At 70.4% G+C, this 22,028-nt stretch carries 20 protein-coding genes; 3 read left to right on the plus strand and 17 right to left on the minus strand.

What is annotated here, in order from left to right:
- Positions 1-53 precede the first annotated feature (53 nt).
- From DK427_RS24325 to DK427_RS24340, 4 genes are all read right to left on the minus strand, one after another.
- Positions 54-1,715, minus strand: coding sequence for a porin (locus DK427_RS24325; RefSeq protein WP_109953626.1), 1,662 nt, complete (start codon positions 1,713-1,715; stop codon positions 54-56).
- A 331-nt stretch (positions 1,716-2,046) separates the two neighbouring features.
- Entirely contained in the window at positions 2,047-3,099 is a 1,053-nt protein-coding gene (locus tag DK427_RS24330; RefSeq protein WP_109953627.1) for an ABC transporter ATP-binding protein, read from the minus strand.
- Complete coding sequence (locus tag DK427_RS24335) at positions 3,092-4,762, minus strand: ABC transporter permease (protein ID WP_109953628.1); 1,671 nt, start codon at positions 4,760-4,762, stop codon at positions 3,092-3,094. Before DK427_RS24335 ends, DK427_RS24330 begins: the two co-directional genes overlap by 8 nt.
- A gap of 10 nt (positions 4,763-4,772) precedes the next feature.
- Complete coding sequence (locus DK427_RS24340; RefSeq protein WP_109953629.1) at positions 4,773-5,864, minus strand: ABC transporter substrate-binding protein; 1,092 nt, start codon at positions 5,862-5,864, stop codon at positions 4,773-4,775.
- 305 nt (positions 5,865-6,169) lie between these two features.
- Between DK427_RS24340 and DK427_RS24345 the strand changes: the two genes are divergently transcribed.
- Positions 6,170-6,889, plus strand: coding sequence for a response regulator (locus DK427_RS24345; RefSeq protein WP_109953630.1), 720 nt, complete (start codon positions 6,170-6,172; stop codon positions 6,887-6,889).
- Positions 6,886-8,313 carry a sensor histidine kinase gene (locus tag DK427_RS24350; RefSeq protein WP_204165235.1) on the plus strand — a complete coding sequence of 476 codons (1,428 nt, stop codon included), beginning with the start codon at positions 6,886-6,888 and terminating at the stop codon, positions 8,311-8,313. The genes DK427_RS24345 and DK427_RS24350 overlap by 4 nt, the downstream gene beginning before the upstream one ends.
- A 42-nt stretch (positions 8,314-8,355) precedes the next feature.
- Here DK427_RS24350 and DK427_RS24355 read toward each other — a convergent pair whose 3' ends face one another.
- The 12 genes from DK427_RS24355 to DK427_RS24410 form a co-directional block, all read right to left on the minus strand.
- Positions 8,356-8,913, minus strand: coding sequence for a hypothetical protein (locus tag DK427_RS24355; RefSeq protein ID WP_109953631.1), 558 nt, complete (start codon positions 8,911-8,913; stop codon positions 8,356-8,358).
- 71 nt (positions 8,914-8,984) lie between these two features.
- Entirely contained in the window at positions 8,985-9,224 is a 240-nt protein-coding gene (locus tag DK427_RS24360; RefSeq protein ID WP_109953632.1) for a hypothetical protein, read from the minus strand.
- Positions 9,225-9,276: 52 nt separating this feature from the next.
- Positions 9,277-10,314, minus strand: coding sequence for a formate dehydrogenase subunit gamma (locus DK427_RS24365; protein WP_109953633.1), 1,038 nt, complete (start codon positions 10,312-10,314; stop codon positions 9,277-9,279).
- Between the two features lie 59 nt (positions 10,315-10,373).
- Positions 10,374-10,970: a formate dehydrogenase FDH3 subunit beta gene (gene fdh3B, locus DK427_RS24370; protein WP_109953634.1), complete on the minus strand. Its 597-nt coding sequence runs from the start codon at positions 10,968-10,970 to the stop codon at positions 10,374-10,376.
- Between the two features lie 16 nt (positions 10,971-10,986).
- A complete protein-coding gene (locus tag DK427_RS24375) occupies positions 10,987-13,929 on the minus strand; it encodes a formate dehydrogenase subunit alpha (RefSeq protein ID WP_109953635.1) in 2,943 nt (980 codons plus the stop codon).
- Between the two features lie 7 nt (positions 13,930-13,936).
- Positions 13,937-14,179, minus strand: coding sequence for a formate dehydrogenase (locus tag DK427_RS24380; protein WP_109953636.1), 243 nt, complete (start codon positions 14,177-14,179; stop codon positions 13,937-13,939).
- 91 nt (positions 14,180-14,270) lie between these two features.
- Positions 14,271-14,906 (minus strand): TorD/DmsD family molecular chaperone, encoded by a 636-nt coding sequence (locus DK427_RS24385; RefSeq protein ID WP_109953637.1) that lies wholly within the window; start codon positions 14,904-14,906, stop codon positions 14,271-14,273.
- Between the two features lie 86 nt (positions 14,907-14,992).
- Positions 14,993-15,745, minus strand: coding sequence for a DUF3306 domain-containing protein (locus tag DK427_RS24390; RefSeq protein ID WP_109953638.1), 753 nt, complete (start codon positions 15,743-15,745; stop codon positions 14,993-14,995).
- On the minus strand, positions 15,742-16,245 hold the full coding sequence (locus tag DK427_RS24395; RefSeq protein WP_109953639.1) for a DUF3305 domain-containing protein: 504 nt from the start codon (positions 16,243-16,245) through the stop codon (positions 15,742-15,744). The genes DK427_RS24390 and DK427_RS24395 overlap by 4 nt, the downstream gene beginning before the upstream one ends.
- 10 nt (positions 16,246-16,255) lie before the next feature.
- The gene (locus DK427_RS24400) at positions 16,256-17,263 is read right to left on the minus strand and encodes a DUF6352 family protein (protein ID WP_109953640.1); all 1,008 of its coding nucleotides are present in this window, start codon (positions 17,261-17,263) and stop codon (positions 16,256-16,258) included.
- A gap of 5 nt (positions 17,264-17,268) precedes the next feature.
- Positions 17,269-17,832, minus strand: coding sequence for a DUF6505 family protein (locus DK427_RS24405; protein WP_109953641.1), 564 nt, complete (start codon positions 17,830-17,832; stop codon positions 17,269-17,271).
- Entirely contained in the window at positions 17,829-18,578 is a 750-nt protein-coding gene (locus DK427_RS24410) for a biotin/lipoate--protein ligase family protein (RefSeq protein WP_109953642.1), read from the minus strand. Before DK427_RS24410 ends, DK427_RS24405 begins: the two co-directional genes overlap by 4 nt.
- Before the next feature lie 221 nt (positions 18,579-18,799).
- Here DK427_RS24410 and DK427_RS24415 point away from each other — a divergent pair, with 221 nt between their 5' ends.
- Entirely contained in the window at positions 18,800-20,785 is a 1,986-nt protein-coding gene (locus tag DK427_RS24415) for a 4Fe-4S binding protein (RefSeq protein WP_109953643.1), read from the plus strand.
- Here DK427_RS24415 and DK427_RS24420 read toward each other — a convergent pair.
- Complete coding sequence (locus DK427_RS24420) at positions 20,782-22,026, minus strand: c-type cytochrome (protein ID WP_425452611.1); 1,245 nt, start codon at positions 22,024-22,026, stop codon at positions 20,782-20,784. The two genes, DK427_RS24415 and DK427_RS24420, sit on opposite strands and share 4 nt — an antisense overlap.
- Positions 22,027-22,028: the final 2 nt, after the last annotated feature.

The following is a 22,028-nucleotide window of genomic DNA, read 5'->3' on the forward strand; positions in this document are numbered from 1 at the left end:
CCCCGGTACGGCGTCCGGCAGGCCCGAGCTTCGGTGCTTCCCGATATGCCGGATCAGAAGTCGCGCTGCACCCGGGCTCTCACCTGAATCACGTCGACGCTCGTCGTCGTGAAGACAGGGTTGGCCAGGTTGTTGACGTAGGCCGCATTCTGACCCGGGAACCGGCTCAGGTCGAGAACACGCCCGTTCTGCACCCCGAACTTGGTGTAGATCGCCTCCGCGCCGATATCGAGATCCTTCACCGGCGACCAGATCAGGCTCCCGCCGACCACGAAGCGGTAGCTGTCGCGGAGCGTCTGACTGAGGTCGAAGAAGCGGGTGCCCGGCGTGCCGGGGCCGGTCGTGGTCAGGCTGTAATAGGCGCCCTGCGCGGCGCGGGCGCCCTGCGCGAACGTGACCTCGCCGTAGGAGCCGAACAGGGCCGAGCGCAGCGTCGGGTTCCAGTAATGCAGCAGTGAGGCCACGGCCGAGAAGGTGGTCGAGAGCTCGAGCCGATTGGTGAAGGGGTTCAGCGTCGCGTCGTTGAAGAACTGGCTGAAGGCCGAGCCCTGGATCGAGGAAGCGCTGCCGGCATAGGAGCCCATATAGGCCGTCACGCCGGTGTACATACCCGCGCCCTCGGCGTACGAGCCCTGCAGGTAGAGGGTGTCGCCCGGGGCGATGAAGGGCAGGTTGATCTTCAGGCCACCCTGGACCGCCCAGCCGTACTCGGACGGCGTGCGCCCGGTGGCGCGCAGGTTGGTGTTGCTCGCCGCGGTGCCGAGATTCGTGCCCACGAAGGTGCCGAGCGCCGTGCTACCGACGTTCAATTCGTGCACGGCGGCCGAGAGTTGCGCGGAGCCCCAAGGCTGGTCGTAGCGCAGCACGCCGACGAAGTCGGGCAGGCGGTTGCGCTCGATCATGTCGACGAAGCCAACGCCGGTCGGCACGCCCGCGGCGCTGTAGCCGACGAAGAGCGGCGTGAGCGCGTTGGTCTGCGCGTAGAGGGCGACGCTGGAATTGCCCGTCGCGGCGGCCGCCACGGCAGCGGTCTGCGCGGAGAAGAGCGGCGTGCGGCGGAAACTCGGATCCTCCATCGAGATCGTGGCCGAGAAGCCGTTTCCGAGCGTGGCGGTGTAGGCCGCCAGGTTGGTCGAGGCGACGTCCGAGCTCAGCGAAGAGGCGATGATCTCGAAGTCGTGCGCGTAGAAATCATAGAAGGACGAGGCGCGGCCGGCGGTGAAGCCCGCGAACTGGATGAAGGCCTTGTCGGTGTTGAAGTACTGCTGCACGCGGCCGAAGCCGTCCGCACCCAGCGCCGGGAAGGCGTTGGCGATGCGGGTCTGCGTGCCCGAATGGATGGTCGGGATGCCGGTGCGGCTCGCCGCCTCAAGGCGCAGGAAGGCGCGCAGCGTCCCGTAATCGGTCTTGGTGCGGGCATCGAGGTTGATGCGGGCGAGCCCGCGATAGCCGCTGTAATCGCCCGGTCCCGCCGCCGTGGTTCCGGGCGCACGGCTGTAGGAGGCCTGGTAGCCATACTCGAAGCGGGTGCGGCCAGAGAGGCGCAGGCAGGTGTCGGTGCCGGGAATGTAGAAGAAGCCGGCGCCGTAAGTCGAGCAGACGCGCACGTACTCAACCGGGGCGGCCTTCTTCACCGGAAGATCGGCGGCCTGGGCGGCCGGCAAACCGATGAGACTTGCTGCCGACGCGAGCAGGATCCTGTCGATGGAACGCATGATATTCCCCCCTCTGTTTTCCGACCCAAGGCACGCGATCGCACATCTTCCCGAATTTTAACCACGGGTTGTATAGATGTCGTCGTGCAATTTTTGTCGATGGACTGTCGTCAGCCCTCTGGACGATCACTATTAGGACGGTCGTCCGCATGGGCGGCAAGCGGATTCTTCAGAACGAACGTTACTGAGCGCGTTTCTGTATTGTTTCTGCAACATGCTTTGGTTGTGGGCTCGGCGCGCGCGACCGCCCCGTGCCCGGCGCGTGGGCGGGGCGCGTGACGTGTCTGCCGCGAGGTCGGCGGGGCCCGAGCAGCCCCGCCGAACGGTTCCGCTAGAAAACCCAGAGCCGCTCGGGAGGGCATTCCAGCCAGTGCGGGCCGGGGCCCGCACGCCGGTCGGAGAGCACGCGCACGGTCTGGCCGCCGCAGCGGAACAGGTGCTCGAACTGGTTGCCGAGGTAGATCGAGGTCTCGTACTCGGCCGGCACCCGGTTCTCGCCGGGTGCCTCGGCGAGGCGCACCGCCTCAAGGCGAATCACGCCCTTGCCGGCCGGCTGCCCGCCGTTCGCCCGGTCGACGCCCCAGAGGCGGTGGCCGCCGAGATCGACCAGCACCCGCCCGTCCCGCCTCTCGGAGACCGCGACCGACAAGGTGTTGTTGGTGCCCATGAACTCTGAGGCGAACAGCGTGGCGGGCCGCTCGTAGAGATCCTCCGGGGTGCCCGACTGCACGAGCTTGCCGCCGTCGAGCAGCACGACCTGGTCCGCGATGGCGAGCGCCTCGGCCTGATCGTGCGTGACGAAGACCGCCGTGATGCCGCGCCGCTTTATCAGCGACCGGATCCAGATCCGGGCTTCCTCGCGCAGCTTCGCGTCAAGGTTCGACAGCGGCTCGTCGAGGAGGATGACCGGCGGCTCGTAGACCAGCGCCCGGGCGATGGCGACGCGCTGCTGCTGGCCGCCCGAGAGCTGCGAGGGATAGCGCTCGCCGAGTGCGCCGAGGCCGACGCCGTCCAAGGATTCCTGCACCCGCCGGGTGATGTCGGCCTTGCTCTGGCCGCGCAGGCGCAGGCCGTAGGCGACATTCTCGAACACGGTCTTGTGCGGCCAGAGGGCGTAGGACTGGAACACGAAGCCGAGGTCGCGCCGCTCCGGGGGCAGGTTGACCCCGGCGCCCGCGTCGTAGACCGGGCGGCCGTCGATCCGGATGGCGCCCCGGTAGGGCTCCTCCAGGCCGGCGATCGAGCGCAGCAGCGTGGTCTTGCCGCTGCCGGAGCGCCCGAGGAGGCAGACGACGGAGCCTTCCTCGAACTGGGCGTCGATGCCCTTCAGGACTTCGACCGCGCCGTAGCGGAGGTGGAGATCTTCGATGAGGAGCTTAGGCATGACGCTTGTTCCCGAGGGCGAACATCAGCGCGAGGCCGACGAGGATGAGGACGAGGTTCACGGTGGAGAGCGCTGTGACGAGGTCGACGGCGCCGGTGCCCCAGAGCGAGACCAGCAGCGAGCCGATCACCTCCGTGCCGGGGCTGAGCAGGTAGACGCCCGTCGAGTACTCGCGGACGAAGGTCACGAAGATCAGCACCCAGGAGCCGATCAGGCCGGCCTTGATCAGCGGCAGGGTGACGTCCCGGCTGACCTGGGCGGGGCGCGCCCCCACGACGCGGCCGGCCTCCTCGAGTTCCGGCCCGATCTGGAGGAGCGAGGCGCTCACCAGACGCATGCCGTAGGCGAGCCAGACCAGCGTGTAGGCGAGCCACAGGCTGAACAGCGTCTGGCGGAGCGGCTGCAGGACGGGGGTGAACAGGAACAGCCAGAACATGGCGAGACCCGCGATCAGCCCCGGCATGGCGCGCGGCACCAGCACCAGGTAGTCCATCAGGGCCGTCCAGCGCGAGCGCCAGCGGTGCAGCGCGAGGTTGACGAGCGCGTAGAAGCCGACCGAGAGCGCGCCGCCGACGGAGGCGATGAGCAGCGTGTTGACGATGCCGCGCACGAGGTTCGGGTAGCCCATCAGCTCACGGAAGTGGTTGAGCGTCAGGTTCGGCCAGATCGCGACGCCCTCGCCCCAGGTCGAGAGGAAGGAGCGCAGCACCAGCGCCGAGACCGGGATCACCACCGTGAAGCCGAGCCAGACCACGATCAGCCCGACGGCCGGCCAGCGCCACGCGCCGATGGCGAGCGGCTTCTGGGCGCTCGCCTTGCCCTTCACCGCGACGTAGCGGTTGGCGGCGGCGAGCAACTTGCGCTGCGTGTAGACCAGCGGCAGCGTCACCAGGATGATCGACACCACCACCACGGCCATCAGGTCGTAGGAGGGCGTGCCGAGCTTGTTGGTGAGCTTGTAGAGGTAGGTGGCGAGCACGAGGATCCGCTCGGGATCGCCCAGAACCAGGGGCAGGCCGAACAGCTCGAAGCCGAGGAAGAAGACCAGCACCGTCGCGTAGAGGATGCTCGGCATTATCATCGGCAGGCTCACGGTCAGCGCGACCCGGAAGGGGCCGGCGCCGGACGAGCGGGCGGCCTCCTCCACGTCGGAGCCGAGCGAGCGCAGCGCCGAGGAGGCGTAGAGGAAGACGTGGGGAACGTGTGTGAGGCCCGCGATGACGATGAGCGCGGTCTTCGAGTAGAGGTACCAGGGGATGGTGCCGACGATCCCCTTCACCCAGACGCTGACGATGCCGACGGGGCCGAGCGCCACGACGAAGCCGAAGGCCAGCACCACTGAGGAGACGAACATCGGAACGAGCACCAGCGGCTCGATGAGGCGGCGGCCCGGCAGGTCGGTGCGGACCAGCAGGAAGGCCATGATGCAGCCGAGCGGCACCGCGATCGCCGTCATGCCGGCGGCGATGATCGCCGAGTTGATGAAGGCCTCGCGGAAGTCGTCCTCCTCGAAGAGGACGAACTCGTAGGCCTGCGTGGTGAAAGTGCTCGACGGCTGGAAGAACGGGCCGCTGAGGAAGCTCTGGTAGATCACCAGCCCGACGGGGGCGAGGATCATCAGCGCGGTCGCGAGCACGATCGCGATGCGGAACGGACGGGTCATCGCTCTGGCCTCAGTTCGCCGCGAGCGTCTTTTGCCACTGCTTGATGAAGCGCAGTCGCGTGATCTGGTCGAGCTGGGTCAGGAGTTCGGGGCCGACCCGGATCGGCCGCAGCGTGACCTCGCGCGCACCCGGCAGGCTGGTGATGCCGTGGCTGTCCTGCAGGTCGGTGCGCACCGAGGTCATCGCCTTCTTGGCGAGCTCGACCTGGCCGGTCTTGGAGAGCAGGAAGTCGAGGAAGAGCTTGGCGGCGTTCGGGTTCTTTGCCTTCGCCGACACGAAGGCGATGCGCGACATCACCTGCGTGTAGTCCTTGGGCAGGACGTAGGCGAGGGTCGGGTCCTTGTGGTTGCGCTGCAGGACGTAGGAACCGATCATGTTGTAGGCCAGCGTGTGCTCGCCCGAGACCACGCGCTCGATCATCGCGCCGGTCGAGGTGTAGAACTTGGCGCCCGCCTGGCCCATCGCCTTCACGGTGTCCCAGGTGGTCTGCGGGCTGATCTGAACGTCCTGCGTGATGTACAGGAAGCCGACACCGGAACGCTCGGGATCGTAGGACGTGACCTTGCCCTTGTAGACGTCCTTCTTCTGGCTGATCAGCTTGGCGAAGTCGGCGTGGCTGCGCGGCACCTCGGCCTCGGGCACGATGCGGCTGTTGTAGGCGAAGACGATCGGCTCGGCCGTGGTGCCGTAGGCCTGATCCTTCCAGTTGGCCCAGTCCGGCAGCGCGCCCTTCTCGGGCGAGGCGTAGGTGAGGGCGTAGCCGTCGTTGACGAGCTTGATCTGCAGGTCCATCGCCGAGGACCAGATGAAGTCGGCGGTCTTGCCGGCCGCGGCCTCGGCGACGTAGCGGCTGTAGAGTTCCGTCGAGTTCTGGTCGGCGTACTCGACCTTCAGCTTCGGGTAGAGCGCCCGGAACTGCGTCAGCAGTTCGGAAACCTCCGAGGCGTCGGCGGTCGCGTAGATCGAGAGGGCGCCCTCCTTCTCGGCCGCCGCGATCACCTCGGCGTAGGAGGCGGGGTAGCCCTGCGGCACGGTCTGGGCGAGGGCAACGGGAGCGGCTGCGAGCAGCACGGCGAACGAGGCGGCGAGCCGCATCTTCATGGAACGATCCTCCGGATTTCGGCGCATCTCGTGGTGCGCCTGTTCGGGGACCGTAGCCGGGCCAGCTTTCATCATCCTGACACGCGCGGAAGCGGTGAACGAAACCTGTCTTCGCGCAGCCCAGCGCGTTGTCGGGCCCGATCACGGTCGATCTCCCGGCTCGGACACGGCCCGATCGGAGCGAGGCGCCGGGCTTGCAAAGGCGCCCGACCGTCGCGCGGACCCATATCCTCCGCTGGGGAAGATGTTCTAGGCTCGCCGCGACGCCGACGGGCGGAAGGTCCGGGCGCGGAGGACAACGACCGATGCGGATCCTCATCGTCGAGGACGATGCCGCGCTCGCCCGCGGCATCGTCTCGTCGCTGCGGCTCAGCGGCTTCGCCGTGGACCACGAGCCGAGCGGGGCCGACGTGCTGCCACTCCTGCGCCATGAAGCCTACGCCCTGGTCCTGCTCGATCTCGGCCTGCCCGACCGCTCCGGCTTCGAGGTGCTGCGCGAGATCCGGCGCGCGGGCCTCACGGTGCCGGTGCTGATCGTGACCGCGCGCTCGGCGGTCGCGGACCGGGTCGCGGGGCTCGACCTCGGCGCGGACGACTACCTCGCCAAGCCCTTCGATCCGGCCGAGCTGGAGGCGCGGGTGCGCGCCCTGGTCCGCCGCGGCCACGGCAGGCCCGACCCGATCGTCACCTGCGCCGACCTCGTCTACGACCGCTCCGGGCAGGTGGCGACGCTGGCCGGCCGCGTCCTGCCCCTGCGCAAGCGCGAGCTCGCCATCCTCGAATCGCTCATCACGCGGGCCGGGCGGGTCGTCTCGAAAGAGCGCCTCGTGGCCGAAGTCTTCGGCTTCGACGAGGAGATCACACCGAACGCCATCGAGGTCTATGTCGCGCGGCTGCGCCGCCATTTCGGCTCCACCGGCCCCAGGATCGTGACCCTGCGCGGACTCGGCTACCTGATGGAGGCGGCCAGCGCCGAGACGGGTCCAGAACCCGGCAACGAGACCGGCGCCGGGGAGGAACGGTGAGCGCGCGCGGGCCCGCCTGGCGCTCCCTGAGATTCCGCGTCGCCGCCTTCCTGATGGTCCCGATGGCCGCGCTCGCGGTTCTGCTCGGCATCGGCGGAACGTGGTTCGTCGATACCTTCGTGACGGCCAGCTACGACCGTGTCCTGGCAGGCTCGATCCTCTCGATCGCGGAACGGCTGACGGTCGAGGACGAGCGCGTCTCGCTGGAACTGCCCGCGGCGGCGTTCGGCATGCTGTCCAACGCCCAGCGAGACAGCATCTACTACAGCGTGACCGCCGACGGGACCTTCGTGACGGGCTACGCCGACCTGCCCTCGCCCCCGCAGATGCCGCCGCCCGAGACGCTGATCTACCGCGACGCCGTCTTCCGCGGCCGGAGGGTGCGGATCGGCGCGATGCTGAAGCCGATCTACGTGACGCGCCACGCCGCGCTCGTTCAGGTCGCGGAGACGACGCAGGGGCGAGACCGGCTCGCCCACCGCATGCTCCTCGCCCTGACGGCTCTGGGCGCGACGCTCGCGGGAATCGGAAGCCTGCTCGTCTGGTTCGCTGTGCGGATGGGCCTCGCGCCGCTGGACGATCTGCGCCGGGCGGTCGAGCACCGGTTCCACGGACGCGGGGCCGTGCCGGGTTTTGCCGTTGCGGGGGTTCCGGGCGAGGCGCTGCCCCTGGTCGAAGCGCTCAACCAGCTGCTCGCCCAGCTCAACGGCGCCATGACCACGCTCCGCCGCTTCACGGCGGACGCGTCCCACCAACTCCGCACGCCGGTGGCGATCCTGAAGACGCATCTGCGCCTGCTCGACCGCCAGCCGCCGGGCAGCACGGCGTGGCGCTCCTCGCGCGCCGACATCGACGAGGCGGTCGACCGTCTCGACCGGCTCATCGCCCAGTTGCTGACGCTCGCGGGATTGGAGGAAGGTGCGGCCCGCCGGGACGGCAGGACCGTGGCCGACGCGAGCGCCATCGCGCGTGAGACCGCGCTCGGGCTCGTCACGGTGGCACGACAGCACCGGGTGAGCCTCTCCTACGACGGGCCCGAAGAGCCGATCAACGTCGCGGCCGATCCATTTCTCCTGGAGGAGGTCCTGCGGAACCTGATCGACAACGCCATCCGCTACAACCGGGCCGGCGGCGAGGTCCGGGTATCGGTCTCCACGCCAAGCGCAGATGGAGCCGGGCCCTGCTGCTGCATCGACGTGGAGGATGACGGGCCGGGAATCCCCGAGGACCAGCGCGAACTCGTGTTCGAGCGCTTCCACCGGATTGAGCGTCAGGGCAATCCGTCGGGCAGCGGTCTCGGGCTGGCGATCGTGCGGGCCTTCGTGGAGCGCCTCGGAGGCACGGTCGCGCTCGCGCCCGGCGCCGCTGGCCGCGGTCTGCGGGCGCGCATTACGCTGCCTGTCCGGACAGCCGGAGAGGACTGACCGCTCCGCGAAATCCTCGGCCGTACGCCTGAGGCCGTGGACCTACCGGGCGAAGAACTTCGGATCGAGCGCCGACAGCGCCAGGAGCGGCGGGGGCATGACGACGCCGGCAACCCGCATCTCGCGCGCGGCCGCGCGACAGCTGAGCTGATCGCCCGAGGCGGCAGCGGCCTCGATCCGGGCGATGGTCGCCTCCTGCGGCTTTGGCGGGGCCGGCAGCGCTGCGGCGGCCGGCGGATTCTTGGCGGCGGCGTTGGCCTGGGCAAGGGCGGGGTTGCTGCCCGAACGCGTCGGTGTCTCACCCTTCACCGGGCCGCTCAAGCCGGATTGCTGCTGAACGTTGCCGCCGGCCGGCGCGGCGGTGCCCTGGGTCTGGCCCGACGGATTGGAGACGGCCGTCGCCTGCTGCGGCGGCGTGGCGGCCGCCTGCTTGGCCGGCTCGGGCTGCTTCACGAAGGCCAGCAGTTCCTGGCAGAGATCGGCCGGCCGGCCGGGCGCCGCGGAGGCGCCACCGGGCTCCTGCGCGCGGGCGGCGCCCGCCGCCAGGAGCGCGCTCGCGAGGCTCGCCGCCACGAGCAGGTCGGTCACGGGCCGCTTCATCGGACAGGCTCCCTCACAACACAACACGTCGTTTCCGGCACCGGCAGCGCTCGGCCGCCGGCTCGCAGATCTCAAGACCGCTTCGGGCTCGAGGCCGCGCCCTCGGCCTTGCCGTGGGGCTCGGCGCCGAACTCGCCCGGGGTCGGGTCGCCGTTCCAGCGCGGTCCCACGAGGTTCGTGCCGGGCTCGGACACCCGCGCGCCAGAGGTCGCGAAGGCCTGATAGGCGAATTTCTGGTTGCTGGTGAGGGCCAGCATGGCGCCCACCCCCAGCAGGAGGGCGGCGACCACGGCGGCGATAAAGGCTTTCATCGGTGCAGTTCCCAGTCGGGGCTTGAGACCAGCTGTTGCGGCGCCGCCGTGCTCACTCGGCCGGCGCGGGACGGCCGCCGAGCTGCGGGCCGCTCGCGGTGCGCGCCTGCTCCTTCTCGACCCAGAGGTCGTGGTGCGCGCGCGCCCAGGCCAGATCGACCTTGCCGCTGCCCATCGCATCGTAGGCGCCCTTCATGCCGAGCGTGCCGATGTAGATGTGGGCCAGGATGCCGGCGATGAACACGATTCCGATCAGGGAGTGGACCACCTGCATGACTTGCATGCCGTTGATGTCCAGCAGCGCGAATGGGAACAGCATCATCAGGCCGGTGACGCCCATGGCCGCGCCGAAGCCAGCGACCATCCAGAACACGCCCTTCTGGCCGGCGTTGAAGCGGCCCGCATGCGGATGCTTGTGGCCGATGATGCCGCCACCGGCCTTGATCCATTCCCAGTCGATGCGGTTCGGGATGTTGTCGCGGATCCAGACAACGAACATCATCACCACGCCGAACATGAACGGCCAGGCGAGATAGACGTGGCTGTACTTCGCCCACTGCGCCAGGGCGCCGAAGGCGTCGGGGCCGATCAGCGGCATCAGCAGGCGCTTGCCGAAGATGTAGTTCAGGCCCGACAGCGACAGGATGATGAAGCACACCGCCGTCATCCAGTGCGTGAAGCGCTCGAAGGCGTTGAAGCGCAGGATCTTGCGGCCGGATTCCTGACTGTGCTCGGTGATGATGCGGCCCCGCCAGAGGAAGAACACGGCGAGCGCGCCGAGCATCCCGAGGATCGCGAGAGCGCCGATCCAGGGCAGCCAGCCTTCCCGGAACATCTGGTACTCGCGGCCCTGCGGCTGGATCAGGTTCGCCGCCTTGCCGTCCGGGATGCTGATGCGGCCGGCGATCTTCGGGGCCTGCTTGAAAAGGAACTCCTCGTTCACGGAATCCGCCGTGGGCCGCGCGCCCATCGGGTTCTGCCCGTCGGCCTGGATCGGGTTCTGCGCGCGCGCGGGCATGTCGACGCCCGGCGCCGCCCAGAGCGCGCCTGCCACCAGGAGGGTGCTGAGAAGCGTCAATGCCCGCCGCATCGGCGTTCCTTTCGGGTCGAGGATCGAGACGCGCCGCGGCTCTCCCGCGGCGCCGGAGGTCAGATCGCGATGGTCTCGCGGTAGGCCGTCTTCCAGCCCCAGGCGCCCGAGCCGTAGCCGCGCTTGATCACCCGCTGCTTGTAGATCTCGGCGATCATCTCGCCGTCGCCCGCGAGCAGCGCCTTGGTCGAGCACATCTCGGCGCAGAGCGGCAGCTTGCCCTCGGCCAGACGGTTCGAGCCGTACTTCTCGTACTCGGCGGTCGAGAAGTCGGGCTCGGGGCCGCCCGAGCAGTAGGTGCACTTGTCCATCTTGCCGCGGGAACCGAAGTTCCCGACGCGTGGATATTGCGGCGCGCCGAACGGGCAGGCGTAGAAGCAGTAGCCGCAGCCGATGCAGATGTCCTTGGAGTGCAGCACCACGGCATCTGCCGTGGTGTAGAAGCAGTTCACCGGACAGACCGCCGCGCAGGGCGCGTCGGTGCAGTGCATGCAGGCCATCGAGACCGAGCGCTCGCCGGGCTTGCCGTCGTTCAGGGTGACGACGCGGCGCCGGTTGATGCCCCAGGGCACTTCGTGCTCGTTCTTGCAGGCCGTGACGCAGGCGTTGCACTCGATGCAGCGATCCGCGTCGCAGAGGAATTTCATGCGGGCCATGGTCGGGTCGCTCCTCTCAGGCCGCTGCGATCTGACACAGGGTGCACTTCGTCTCCTGCATGCCCGTCACAGGATCGAAGCCGTAGGTGGTGACGGTGTTCACGCTCTCGCCGAGCACCACCGGGTCAGTGCCCTTTGGGTAGTAGTCGCGCATGTCCTTGCCCTGGTACCAGCCGGAGAAGTGGAAGGGCATGAAGGCAACGCCCTTGCCGACGCGGTCGGTGACCAGCGCCTTCACCTTGGTCTTGGCGGTATTCTCCGGGCCCGTGACCCAGACCCACTGACCGTCCTTGATGCCGCGTTCGGTCGCGTCGCCGGTGTTGATCTCGACGAACATGTCCTGCTGCAGCTCGGCCAGCCACGGGTTCGAGCGGGTCTCCTCGCCGCCGCCCTCGTACTCGACGAGGCGGCCGGAGGTGAGGATGATCGGGAAGTCCTTGACCACGTTGCGCTCGACCGCCGCCTTCTGCACCGAGAAGCCGATATTCGGCACGCGTAGCTGCCGCTCGTCGGGCCGGGTCGGGTACTTGGCGACCAGGTCGGGCCGCGGCGAGTAGATCGGCTCGCGGTGGACCGGCACCGGGTCGGGCAGGTTCCAGGCGTTCGCCCTCGCCTTGCCGTTGCCGAAGGGCGTGACGCCGTGCTCCAGGCAGACCCGCTGGATGCCGCCCGAGAGGTCGGTGGCCCAGCTGACCGTGTCGGGCTTGTCGCCGCCGATCTTCAGGATCGTGGCGAGTTCGTCCGCGGTCAGGTCCTTGTCCCAGCCGAGCTTCTTGAACACCCCGAAGGTGAATTCCGGGTAGCCGTCGGTGAGGTCCGAGCCCTTCGAGAACGAATCCTCGGCGAGCAGGGTCGCCCCGTTGCGCTCCGTGCCGAAGCGCGCCCGGAACGTGCCGCCGCCGTCCTTCACGTGCATCTCGGTGTTGTAGAGGATGGCCGAGCCCGGATGCTTGAGCTCCGGCTTGCCCCAGCACGGCCAGGGCAGGCCGTAATAGTCGCCGCCGACCTCCGGATCGTCCTTCGGCGCGCGCAGGGTCACGAGGTCGAACTTGTGCTGGTTGCGCATATGCGCCTTCAGGCGCTCGGGCGACTGCCCGCTATAGCCCGTCGACCAGCCGCCGCGGTTGATCTCCCGCAGGATGTCCTCGGCGACCGGAACGCCGTCCACGACCTGGATGTTCTTGCAGAGCTTGTCGGCGAAGCCGAGCTTCTGCGCTAGCCGGTAGAGCACCTCGTAGTCGTTCTTCGACTCGAAGGCGGGCTGCACGATCTGCTCGCCCCACTGGATCGAGCGGTTCGAGGCCGTGCGCGAGCCGTCCATCTCCAGCGAGGTGCAGATCGGCAGCAGGTAGGTGTTGTCCTGCCGGGCATCGAGCGCCGCGAAGGTGGTCGGGTGCGGGTCGGCCACCACCAGCAGCTCGAGCTTGTTCATGCCCTCCACCGCCTCGGGCAGGCGGGTGACGGTGTTGCCGCCGTGGCCGAAGATCATGAAGGCCTTGAGCGGGCTCCTCTGGTCGATCTGCTCCGGCGGCAGGTTGACGGCGTCGAACCAGCGCGTGGAGGTGATGCCGGGCGCCTCCATGTTCTCCTTGCGGGTCCGGCCCTTGCGGCCGGCCGCTGCCGGAACCTCGTCGAAGCGCGACTGCAGCCACTCGTAGGGCACGTCCCAGACGCGGGCCCAGTGCCGCCAGCCGCCCTCGACGAGGCCGTAGTAGAGCGGCAGCGTCGTCACATCGAGGCCGAGATCGGTCGCGCCCTGCACGTTGGTGTGGCCACGGAAGATGTTGGCGCCGGTGCCCGGTTTGCCGACGTTGCCTGTCGCCAGGCACAGGATGCAGAGCGCGCGCACGTTGGCGGTGCCGACCGTGTGCTGGGTCGCACCCATGCACCAGATCAGGGTCGCGGGCTTCTCCTTGGCGAACTTCTCGGCCACGCGCCGCAGCTGCTCGCCCGGCACGCCCGAGACGCGCTCAACCTCGTCAGGAGTCCACTTGGCGACTTCCTTGCGGACGTCGTCCATTGCGTAGACGCGCTTGGCGATGAAGTCCTTGTCCTCCCAGCCGTTCTGGAAGATGTGCCAGAGGATGCCCCAGACCACCGGAATGTCGGTGCCGGAGCGGATACGGACGTACTCGGTGGCGTGCGCCGCCGTGCGGGTGAAGCGCGGATCGATGACGATCATGTTGGCGCGGTTGATCTCCTTGCCGGACAGCACGTGCTGCATGGAGATCGGGTGCGCCTCGGCGGGGTTGCCGCCCAGGATGATCATCGTCTTGGCGTTGCGGATATCGTTGTAGGAGTTGGTCTGGGCGCCGTAGCCCCAGGTGTTGGCGACGCCCGCCACCGTGGTGGAATGGCAGATGCGGGCCTGGTGATCGACGGAGTTCGTGCCCCAGAGCGCGCCGAATTTGCGCATCAGGTAGGCGGCCTCGTTGGTGAACTTGGCCGAGCCCAGCCAGTACACCGAGTCGGCGCCGTTCTTCTCACGGATCGCCTGAAGCTTGTCGCCGATCTCGTCGATCGCCTGCTCCCAGGAGACTCGCTTCCACTGGCCGCCCTCGAGCTTCATCGGGTATTTCAGGCGGCGGTCCGAGGAGACCAGCTCGCGGATCGCCGCGCCCTTGGCGCAGTGCGTGCCGCGGTTGATCGGGCTCGCCCAGGACGGCTCCTGGCCGACCCAGACGCCGTTCACCACCTCGGCGGTCACCGTGCAGCCCACCGAGCAGTGGGTGCAGACGTTCTTCTTGATCACCGTGTCGGGGCCGACCGCGGAGGAGCCCGCGGCCTCTGCCCGGCGTACGGCACCGAGCTGGACCGTGCCGGCGGCGGCCAGCGCGCCGGCGGTCAGGCCGGACCGGCGCAGGAAGGCGCGCCGGTCGAGCACGCCGGAGGCGAGTCCGGCCGCGACGGCCTGGTGCTTGCTGCGGCTCGCCTCGCCGCTCTTGCGCTTCGTCAGCATGGCAGACTCACTTCGTGCCGGGAGCGGGATCGGGGTTCTTCAGGAGCGTCTCGTAGCCATTGGTCCGGTAGAACGCTTTGACGTGGTCGCTCTCCCGGTAGCGCGCCTTGGTCTCGGCATTGCCCGGATCATAGGCCTGCGCCTCGGTCGCCGACATGGGCGAGGCGACCGCCGCGGCAGCCGCCACGGTGCTGCCGCCCAGTGCCCGGAAGAATTGGCGACGACCGAGCGTCTTCGGATCCTGTCGCATCGATTCCTCTCCTAGAGTGGCCCGTACCCGCCAGGGCAACGCGCCGCGAAAACATCGTTATCTGGCCCGGGGCTCGAGCCCCGGGCGATTGTCACGCATCCATCCCGAAGGCTTCCGCCTCGACCTCGAGGAAGACGCGGCCGAGCGCCCCCACCGCGCGGTAGAAGCGGGCGGCCTTCGCCTGTTCGAGATCCGCGAAGAGACGGGGCGCCCAGGGCGCGACGTGCCGGTCGAAGAAGCGCCGCTCGGCGCCGCTCTCCGCCCCGAACCGTCCGGCCGCGAGGCCCGCCATGATCTCCAGCAGGAACGCGAGGTGGTCCTCCGGCTCGCTCATCCCCTGCACGCGGGTCAGCCCGAGCGCGCCAAGGTCCTCGCGGACCCGTGCCAGGGGACGCTCGTTGAGGAAGCCGGTGAGATAGTAGGAGGCGTAAGGAAGAAGCTCGCCCCGCCCGACCCCGATGAAAAGCTCGAAGAACTCGCGCTCGACGGTCGCGGCATCGGTGCCGGCGGCCGCGCGGCGTAGGTCCGCGGTTGCGGCACCGAGCGCGCCCTCCCCCGGGGAGAGCGCGGCGAGTCCGTCGAGCAATGCCTGAGATGGCGCCCGGCCCAGCAAGACCGCGAGCAGGTCGTAGTGCTCGGCGCGCAGCAGGTCGATCTCGTCGACACGCGCACCGATCCCCGACACACTACCTGCCGGACCTTCCAACGCAGACGCTACCGAGCCCATCGGCCTCCCCGAGCCCGCATCAGGAGCGGTACATTAGACTGGTCTTAAAAAGCATTTTGGTCGCCCGCAACTGGAATTTGGCATTCTCACGACGGCATCGCGCCGCCGTGTCGTCGCAGGCGTTGTCGGGCCGTCGGCAGGGGCATCGGTGCAGGTCGCGCGTGCACGGTGACCGCCTCTGGCTCCATCTGCGCGGGAAGCAGGACGGTTTCGGCGACGAGCGGGGGTATCGGCAGGGCCTCCTGCTCGGCCTCCGGCACAAGTTCCGAATCGGGTTCGACGGAGACCTCCGGCCGCGCCTGGGCGGTGGGCGGCTCCGCTTCGTCGTCGGCGGGCGCGGCGGCCTCCTGGGGTGACAGGCCCACGATCCGCCGCAGCATGGCCTGGACGTCGTCGCCCGGCAGGAGCGGGCCGAGGCCCGGCACGCCGCCGGGGCTGTTCCAGTCGTAGGCGTATTCCCGCGCCTCGCTGACGAAGTCGCGGATGGCCGGGTCCAGCGACCACATCCGGCGCAGGGCGGCATTGCGCAGCGCTGCCGGGACGCCGGCGCGCAGGAACGGAGCTAGGTCGCTCTCCCGCGTCAGCGTCTCCAGGTCTGGAAGCTCGGGCAGCAGGTCGGAGGCCTCCGCCGATCCGGACTCCGCGGGGCCGGAAGCGGCCCGCGGGCTGGACGGTTGCCCGGTCTCCGAGTCGAGCGCTGCGCGCTGTGCGGCGCCGTCCGCATCGCCGGGCGAAGCCCCGCCCTCTGGAGCCGTCGGGGCGGCGTCGCGCTCGGCCAGCTCGGCGGCCCGGACCGCGCGCTTCCGCCGCTGCCAGCGGGTGAGGAATCCGTCGCTCATTCGGATCTCTCGCGGCCTGCGGGCGCGCCGCGGGCGAGCGCCTCGGGGTCGGCCCGGTCGCGCTTGCGCTTCTCGAACTTGCGCTCGACATGGAAGGCTTCGAAGTAGGCGAGCAGCTTCGCCTGCACCTCGGGCGGCATCGGCACCGCCTCGACGATCTCGCCGATGCCCTCGGCCATCGACTCGCCCTCGTAGGGGTCGGCCGTGACGCTGGCGACCGCGTAGGCCTCCTCGCCGGTGCCGCGCAGCGCGACCCAGAGCGAGGGCCGGCCCGAGACGAGGTTGTCCCGGTAATGCGCGGTCTCTGCGGGGTGCAGCGTGACCTCGTAGGCGCCTGCGTAGAAACGCGCCTCGTCCTCGGTCTCGGAGAGCTTGGTGCCGGGCGCCGCGGCCGCGGCCGCCGGCAGAGCCTCGACGGGCAGCCAAGCGTGGTCGGCCCACGGGCCCTTCAGGCGCCGCCGCGCCACGATGATGCCGACCTCGAATCGATCCTCGGGCATTGTGGACACCTCAGGCAGCCTCCCGGCCGCCGGCCAGGGGCAGCCCGACGATGAGATTGTGCGGCTTCAGCTGCAAGGTCCTGTCCTGGGGCGATGCGAGCAAGAGGTAGACCGGCCGCTGGCCCACCGCGGCTTCCACCTGCGTCGGATCGTCGAAGACGAGGCCGAAGGCCGCGAGCATTCGCGCCCGCGCCGCAGCGTCGAGGGTCTCGCCGCGCCAGAGCGCGTTGCCGATTCGTGTGCCCTCGGCGTCGAGCCCAACGAACCAGCGCCAGTCCGGATCCTCCAGCCGGTCGAGCGGCGTCACCCGCACCGCCGCGTTCAGCAGGTGATGCACGAAGACCTCGATCACCCGCGCGAGGCCCGCGCGGCCCGGCGGGCCCGCGAGGTCGAGCGCCATGGTGAAGGCGTCCGACCGGCTCCAGTAGGTCCAGGCATTGGCCTCGGTCAGCACGTCGAGCTCGTTGGCGGCCTCCTGCCCGAGCATCGTGACGAGGGGGGAGAGCGGGGCGCTTCCCTCGCGGGCGGCGATGACCTCGGCGTCAGCGAGCAGCACCCGGCCCTCGTGGAAGCTGACCCGCTGCGGCCGGAAGAACAGCTCCGCCGCGCGGAGCACGAAGGGGTCCTCGCAGCCGTCCAGCGCGTTGCGCAGGATCAGGTGGACGAGTTGGTTCAGGAAGAGCGAGGGCACGCCCAGCAGGTTGCCCCGCACCAGCGACAGGTAGGCGGCCTCGACGGAGCGCGCGCCGAGCAGGCGGTCCCGGAAGGTTAGGATCACCTCCCAGTTCTCCCGGGCATCCGCGTCGGCGATCGCCGCGATCTCGTTCGCGGCGACCGGACGGCGCGGTTCGGCCGTCAGGCTCGTGTAGAGCGCCCGCTCGGCCGCGCAGGCCTCCTCGGGCGGCACCAGCTCGGGCCGCGCCAGATAGGCGAGAATCAGCTCGTCGGTCACGGCGAGGCCGCCGCCGGCTGTGCGCTGCGTGAGATGGTGGCCGCTCGAGACCCAGAATTCGGTCATGTTCCTCAGCGTCCCTGGGATGTGCCGCGCAGCAGGCCGACCAGATCCGCCTGCTCCTCGGGCTCGTCCGAAGCATCGTCCCCGTCGGTCTCGACGAAGTGGAAGGCGCGCCCGTGCAGCCGCTCCGTGCCCGGGCGCTGGTAGAGGGTGCGGAACTCCTCGCGGATCTCGCCGCCCTCCGCGCTGCGGTGCATCGCCACCACGCTGCCGACCGGCAGGTTGCAGAGCGAGGCGGCGACCGCGATCTCCTCGCGGGCGGCCGCGCGGGCCGTGTCTAGGTCCGGCGCGCCGAGATGCGCGTGGATCCGGGCGGCGAGCGCCTCCACCGCCGCCGCGCGCTCGGCCTCGCTCGCCTCGCTGACCACCACGAGGGTGGAGAAGCCGAGCGAATCGACGCCGACGAAGCCGGACCGGAACGCCGCCCGCGCCTTCCCCGAGAGCGCTGCGACGTCGGCGTCGAAGAACAGGAACGAGCCCGTCACCGCCCACTCGCCGGGCTCGGCGGCCCGCGCGAAGACGAAGGTGTCTGAAGGGTCGAGCCGCAGGGTCCGGGGTAGCTTCAGGCTCACAGGCGCACCCCTCCGGTCTCCGCGTCGCGCCAGGCGGGGGTCGCGAGCGCCGTCGCCAGGGCGACCTGCTCGACCCGCCCGTCGAGATGGGTCAGTTGGGCGCCGTCCTTACCGAGCACGACGCCCGGACCGGCTGCGCCGTCGAGCCGGGCGCCGTAGCGGGCCGCGACACGCTCGAACCCGTCCTCGCGCCAGACCTCGAAGGCCTTGGTGAGGTGGCGCGCGAAGCTCTCCGCGAACGGCACGTGCAGGTCCGGCGGAAAGCCCTCCTCGTCGAGCGCGGTCGAGTCCGGCGTCAGGCCGGGATCGCCCGCGGCGGCCTTCGAGGCGATCAGGGTCAGGGAGAAGACGAGCCAGTCCGGCTCCGCATCCTCGGCGCACGCCTCCGGCCAGCCGAGCCGGCCGCCGCCGAGACGCGCCCCGTTGAAGGTCAGGGTACCGGGCCACACGATCCGAACCGGGATCTCGGGAGGTCCGAAGATCCCGACCGTGTCGGCGAGCGCCGTCATGCCAGCTAGGAAGGCGCGACGTGCCGTGCGCAGCGGCTCGTCCGGGGCGAGCACGACCGCGAGGTCGACGAGGTCGGGACGCCCACCGAGCACCAGGGTCGCGGCCTCGGCCTCGCCGGCGGCAGCGAGCCGGCACGCCTCCGCATGAGTCTCGCCGACGGCGACACGTTGGCCGAAGCCCGGTGGCAGGACGAGGCCGGCATGCGGCGGAAGAGTCGGAGCAGCTGTCGATCGCATGGCGTCTGTGGGGCGGGGCCGGCAAGAGATCATCCGGGAGGATCGCGCAGGACATCCTGCAAGAGATCATCGCGGCCTGCGCCCGCTTGTCGGATCGTCGTTTAGAATGCTTCGCGTATAAGGGGTGTCACCCTTCAGGCGAAGGGGCCCGCGTAACACGTCTCGTCCCAGGTTCATCCGTGTCCGACCGTCTCATCCTCGCCTGCTCCTGCGAGCGGACGATGCCCCTCGACACTGCCGCCATCGGCCGGGGCTGCGGCTCCCGCCTCGTTACGGCCGACCAACTCTGCGGCCGGGAGCTCGACCGCTTCCGCGATGCCCTCGCCGAGGGCGGTCCGGTGACGGTATCCTGCACGCTCCAGGCTCCCCTCTTCGACGAGGTCGCCGAGGAGATGGAGGCCGAGGAGCGGGTCGCCTACGCCAGGATCCGCGAGAGCGCTGGCTGGTCGTCCGAGGCGGCCGCTTCCGGTCCGAAGATGGCGGCGCTGCTGGCCGCCGCGGCCGAGCCGGTCCCGGTCGCCGGGACCGTTCCGCTGGAGAGCCGGGGCGTCGCCCTGATCTACGGGCGGGACGCAGTCGCCGTCGAGGCGGGGCAGAGGCTCGCCGAGCACCTCGACGTCACCGTGCTCCTGTCGCGGCCGGGCGAGATCGCGCCGCTCCACCGCAACACCTTCCCGGTCCTGCGGGGCACGATCCGGGGCGCCAAGGGCCATCTCGGCGCGTTCGAGCTGCGCATCGACGACTACGCGCTGCCGGCGCCCTCCTCGCGCACGCACCTCGTCTTCGGGACGCCGCGCGACGGCGCCGTCTCGTCCTGCGATCTCGTGCTCGACCTCTCGGGCGGCGCGGCCCTCTTCCCGGCCCACGAGGTCCGTCCCGGCTACCTGCGCGCCGACCCGCGCGACCCGGCAGCCGTCGAGCGCCTCGTCCGCGAAGCCTCGCACCTCGTCGGTGAATTCGACAAGCCGCGCTTCATCGACTTCAACGGCTCGCTCTGCGCCCATTCGCGCTCGCGCATCACCGGCTGCACCCGCTGCCTGGAGGTCTGCCCGACCGGCGCGATCACGCCGGCGGGCGACACGGTGGCGATCGACCCGCATGTCTGCGCCGGCTGCGGCAGCTGCGCCGCAATCTGTCCGACGGGCGCGGCCGCCTACGCCCTGCCGCCCGCCGCCGCGCTGATGCGGCGCCTGCGCAGCTTGATGCGGGCCTACCGGGCGGCGGGCGGGGAGCGCGCCCTCGTGCTCTTCCACGACGGCGATCACGGCGAGCCGCTGATCGACGCGCTCGGACGCTACGGCGACGGGCTGCCGGCGCGCGTGCTGCCGGTGCAGGTCAATGAGGTCACCCAGATTGGCCCGGAGGCGATCGCGGCGCTCTTCGCCTACGGCGCGGCGGGCGTCCGCGTGCTGACCCGGGCGCGCCCGAAGCACGATCCGGCGCCCCTCTACCGCACTCTGGATCTCGCCGACACCCTGGCGCGCGCGCTGGGCTACGACTCGGAGACCGACGCCGCGATCGTGGCGACGATCGAGACCGACGATCCGGACGCGCTCGGCGAGGCGCTGCGCGCGGCGCCGCTCGGGAACCCGACCGCGAACCCGGCCGGGCTCGTGCCGGAGGGCGGCAAGCGGGCGGTGCTGCGGCAGGCGTTCCGCGAGATGCACGTGGCCGCCCCCGCCCCCGTGGCGCGGGTGCCGCTGGCGGCGGGCGCGCCCTTCGGCGGGCTCGATTTCCGCACGCAGGACTGCACCCTGTGCCTCTCCTGCGTCAGTGCCTGCCCGACCCACGCGCTCACCGACAGCGCCGACAAGCCGCTGCTCGGCTTCGAGGAGAGCCTGTGCGTGCAGTGCGGCCTCTGCGCCGCGACCTGCCCGGAGGACGTGATCACGCTGGTCCCGCAGGTGGATTTCGAGGCCTGGGCGGCGCCGCGGCGCGTTGTGAAGGAGGAGGAGCCCTTCTGCTGCACGGTCTGCGCCAAGCCCTTCGGCACGCGCGCCACGATTGAGCGCGTGATCGAGCGCCTGCGTGAGCGCCACTGGATGTTCAGCGGCCCGGCCGGGGAGGATCGCATCCGCTCGCTGACGATGTGCGACGATTGCCGGGTCGAGGCGGCGCTCAACCAGGGCTTCGACCCGCACGCGATGCCCGAGCGCGCCAAGCCGCGCACGAGCGAGGACTATTTCCGCGAGCGCTCCGACAGCTAGGGCTGGCGCGTCGCCTTTTCGAGGAAGCGGACCAAGGCCTCCCGGTCGGCGGCGCTGCCGATGGTCTGCTCGGGCATCTTCGTGCCCGGGGTGTAGCGGGCCGGGCCGACCTCGAAGAGGCGCGCCACGGTCTCGGGCGTCCAGACGATGTCCATGCGCTTCAGCGGCTCGGAGTAGCGGTAGTCCGGCAGGCTGGCGATGCGGCGGCCGAAGAGGCCGGCGAGCGTCGGCCCCGCCCGGGTCTCCTCCCCGGGCGTCAGGGTGTGGCAGGCGACGCAGGCCCCGAACACCTCCGCGCCGCGGTCGCCGTGATAGGCCGCCAGCGGATTGCCGGGGCGCGGCATCGCGAGCGCCCCGATCGGCTCGCCGCTCCGCGCGTCCCAGCGCCGGACGAGCCTGTCGCCGCCGCCCGTGACGAGTTCGGTTCCGTCAGGGCGCCAGGCGACGGACCAGACGGGCAGCCCGGGCCCGACGAGGCGCAGCAGCACGCGGGCCGTCTCCCGCTCGACGACCGCCACGGTGCCGCCCGCGGTTGCGGCCGCGATGCGGCGTCCGTCGGGCGACGGCGCCAGCGCGATCACCGGCTGCGGCCCGAGCTCGACGGCGGCGCGGACCGTCCCGTCCGCCCGCAGGAAGCGCAGGGTCGCGTCCGCGCCGGCGGCCGCGATCTCCCCGTCCGCGGTCACCGCGAGCGCGCTCAAGGCTGTGGGCAGCGTCGCGAGGGTGAGGGAGGCGCCCTCGGACGGCCAGACGCGCACGGTCGCATCGGCGCCCGCCGTCACCGGCCGCCCGTCCGGCAGGAAGGCCACCGCGTTGACGTTGCCCCGGTGCCCTTCCAGCACGCGGGGGGCGCCCCCGGCGAGCGGCCAGACCCGCGCCGTCCCGTCCCAGGAGGCGGAGGCGAGCGCCGCGCCGTCCGCCGACACAGCGAGCCCCGCCACCGGCCCGGAATGCCCGTCGAGCACCTGCTCCGGTTCCGCGCGCCCGAGCCGCCATAGGGCGATCCGCCCGTCCTCGGAGGCGCTGGCGAAGCGCCCGTCGGGCAGGCCCGCGACCGCGTTCACGGCGCCCTCGTGAAAGCGCAGCACGCCGAGCGCCGCGCCGGTGTCGAGACCCCACAGGATCGCCGACTGGTCGAAGCTGCCCGAGATCGCAAGCCGTCCGTCGTGGCTCAACGCGAGGGCGCGGACGGGTCCGCCATGCCCTCGCATCTGGGCCGCGGCCGGCAGAATCGACAGCATCG

Source organism: Methylobacterium radiodurans (assembly GCF_003173735.1).
Classification (GTDB): domain Bacteria; phylum Pseudomonadota; class Alphaproteobacteria; order Rhizobiales; family Beijerinckiaceae; genus Methylobacterium; species Methylobacterium radiodurans.

Bases quoted from the DNA above. Each gene is read 5' to 3' on its own strand.
- DK427_RS24325 (WP_109953626.1), bottom strand. From the start codon at position 1,715: ATGCGTTCCATCGACAGGATCCTGCTCGCGTCGGCAGCAAGTCTCATC.
- DK427_RS24330 (WP_109953627.1), bottom strand. From the start codon at position 3,099: ATGCCTAAGCTCCTCATCGAAGATCTCCACCTCCGCTACGGCGCGGTC.
- DK427_RS24335 (WP_109953628.1), bottom strand. From the start codon at position 4,762: ATGACCCGTCCGTTCCGCATCGCGATCGTGCTCGCGACCGCGCTGATG.
- DK427_RS24340 (WP_109953629.1), bottom strand. From the start codon at position 5,864: ATGAAGATGCGGCTCGCCGCCTCGTTCGCCGTGCTGCTCGCAGCCGCT.
- DK427_RS24345 (WP_109953630.1), top strand. From the start codon at position 6,170: ATGCGGATCCTCATCGTCGAGGACGATGCCGCGCTCGCCCGCGGCATC.
- DK427_RS24355 (WP_109953631.1), bottom strand. From the start codon at position 8,913: ATGAAGCGGCCCGTGACCGACCTGCTCGTGGCGGCGAGCCTCGCGAGC.
- DK427_RS24360 (WP_109953632.1), bottom strand. From the start codon at position 9,224: ATGAAAGCCTTTATCGCCGCCGTGGTCGCCGCCCTCCTGCTGGGGGTG.
- DK427_RS24365 (WP_109953633.1), bottom strand. From the start codon at position 10,314: ATGCGGCGGGCATTGACGCTTCTCAGCACCCTCCTGGTGGCAGGCGCG.
- fdh3B (WP_109953634.1), bottom strand. From the start codon at position 10,970: ATGGCCCGCATGAAATTCCTCTGCGACGCGGATCGCTGCATCGAGTGC.
- DK427_RS24375 (WP_109953635.1), bottom strand. From the start codon at position 13,929: ATGCTGACGAAGCGCAAGAGCGGCGAGGCGAGCCGCAGCAAGCACCAG.
- DK427_RS24380 (WP_109953636.1), bottom strand. From the start codon at position 14,179: ATGCGACAGGATCCGAAGACGCTCGGTCGTCGCCAATTCTTCCGGGCA.
- DK427_RS24385 (WP_109953637.1), bottom strand. From the start codon at position 14,906: ATGGGCTCGGTAGCGTCTGCGTTGGAAGGTCCGGCAGGTAGTGTGTCG.
- DK427_RS24390 (WP_109953638.1), bottom strand. From the start codon at position 15,745: ATGAGCGACGGATTCCTCACCCGCTGGCAGCGGCGGAAGCGCGCGGTC.
- DK427_RS24395 (WP_109953639.1), bottom strand. From the start codon at position 16,245: ATGCCCGAGGATCGATTCGAGGTCGGCATCATCGTGGCGCGGCGGCGC.
- DK427_RS24400 (WP_109953640.1), bottom strand. From the start codon at position 17,263: ATGACCGAATTCTGGGTCTCGAGCGGCCACCATCTCACGCAGCGCACA.
- DK427_RS24410 (WP_109953642.1), bottom strand. From the start codon at position 18,578: ATGCGATCGACAGCTGCTCCGACTCTTCCGCCGCATGCCGGCCTCGTC.
- DK427_RS24415 (WP_109953643.1), top strand. From the start codon at position 18,800: ATGCCCCTCGACACTGCCGCCATCGGCCGGGGCTGCGGCTCCCGCCTC.
- DK427_RS24420 (WP_425452611.1), bottom strand. From the start codon at position 22,026: ATGCTGTCGATTCTGCCGGCCGCGGCCCAGATGCGAGGGCATGGCGGA.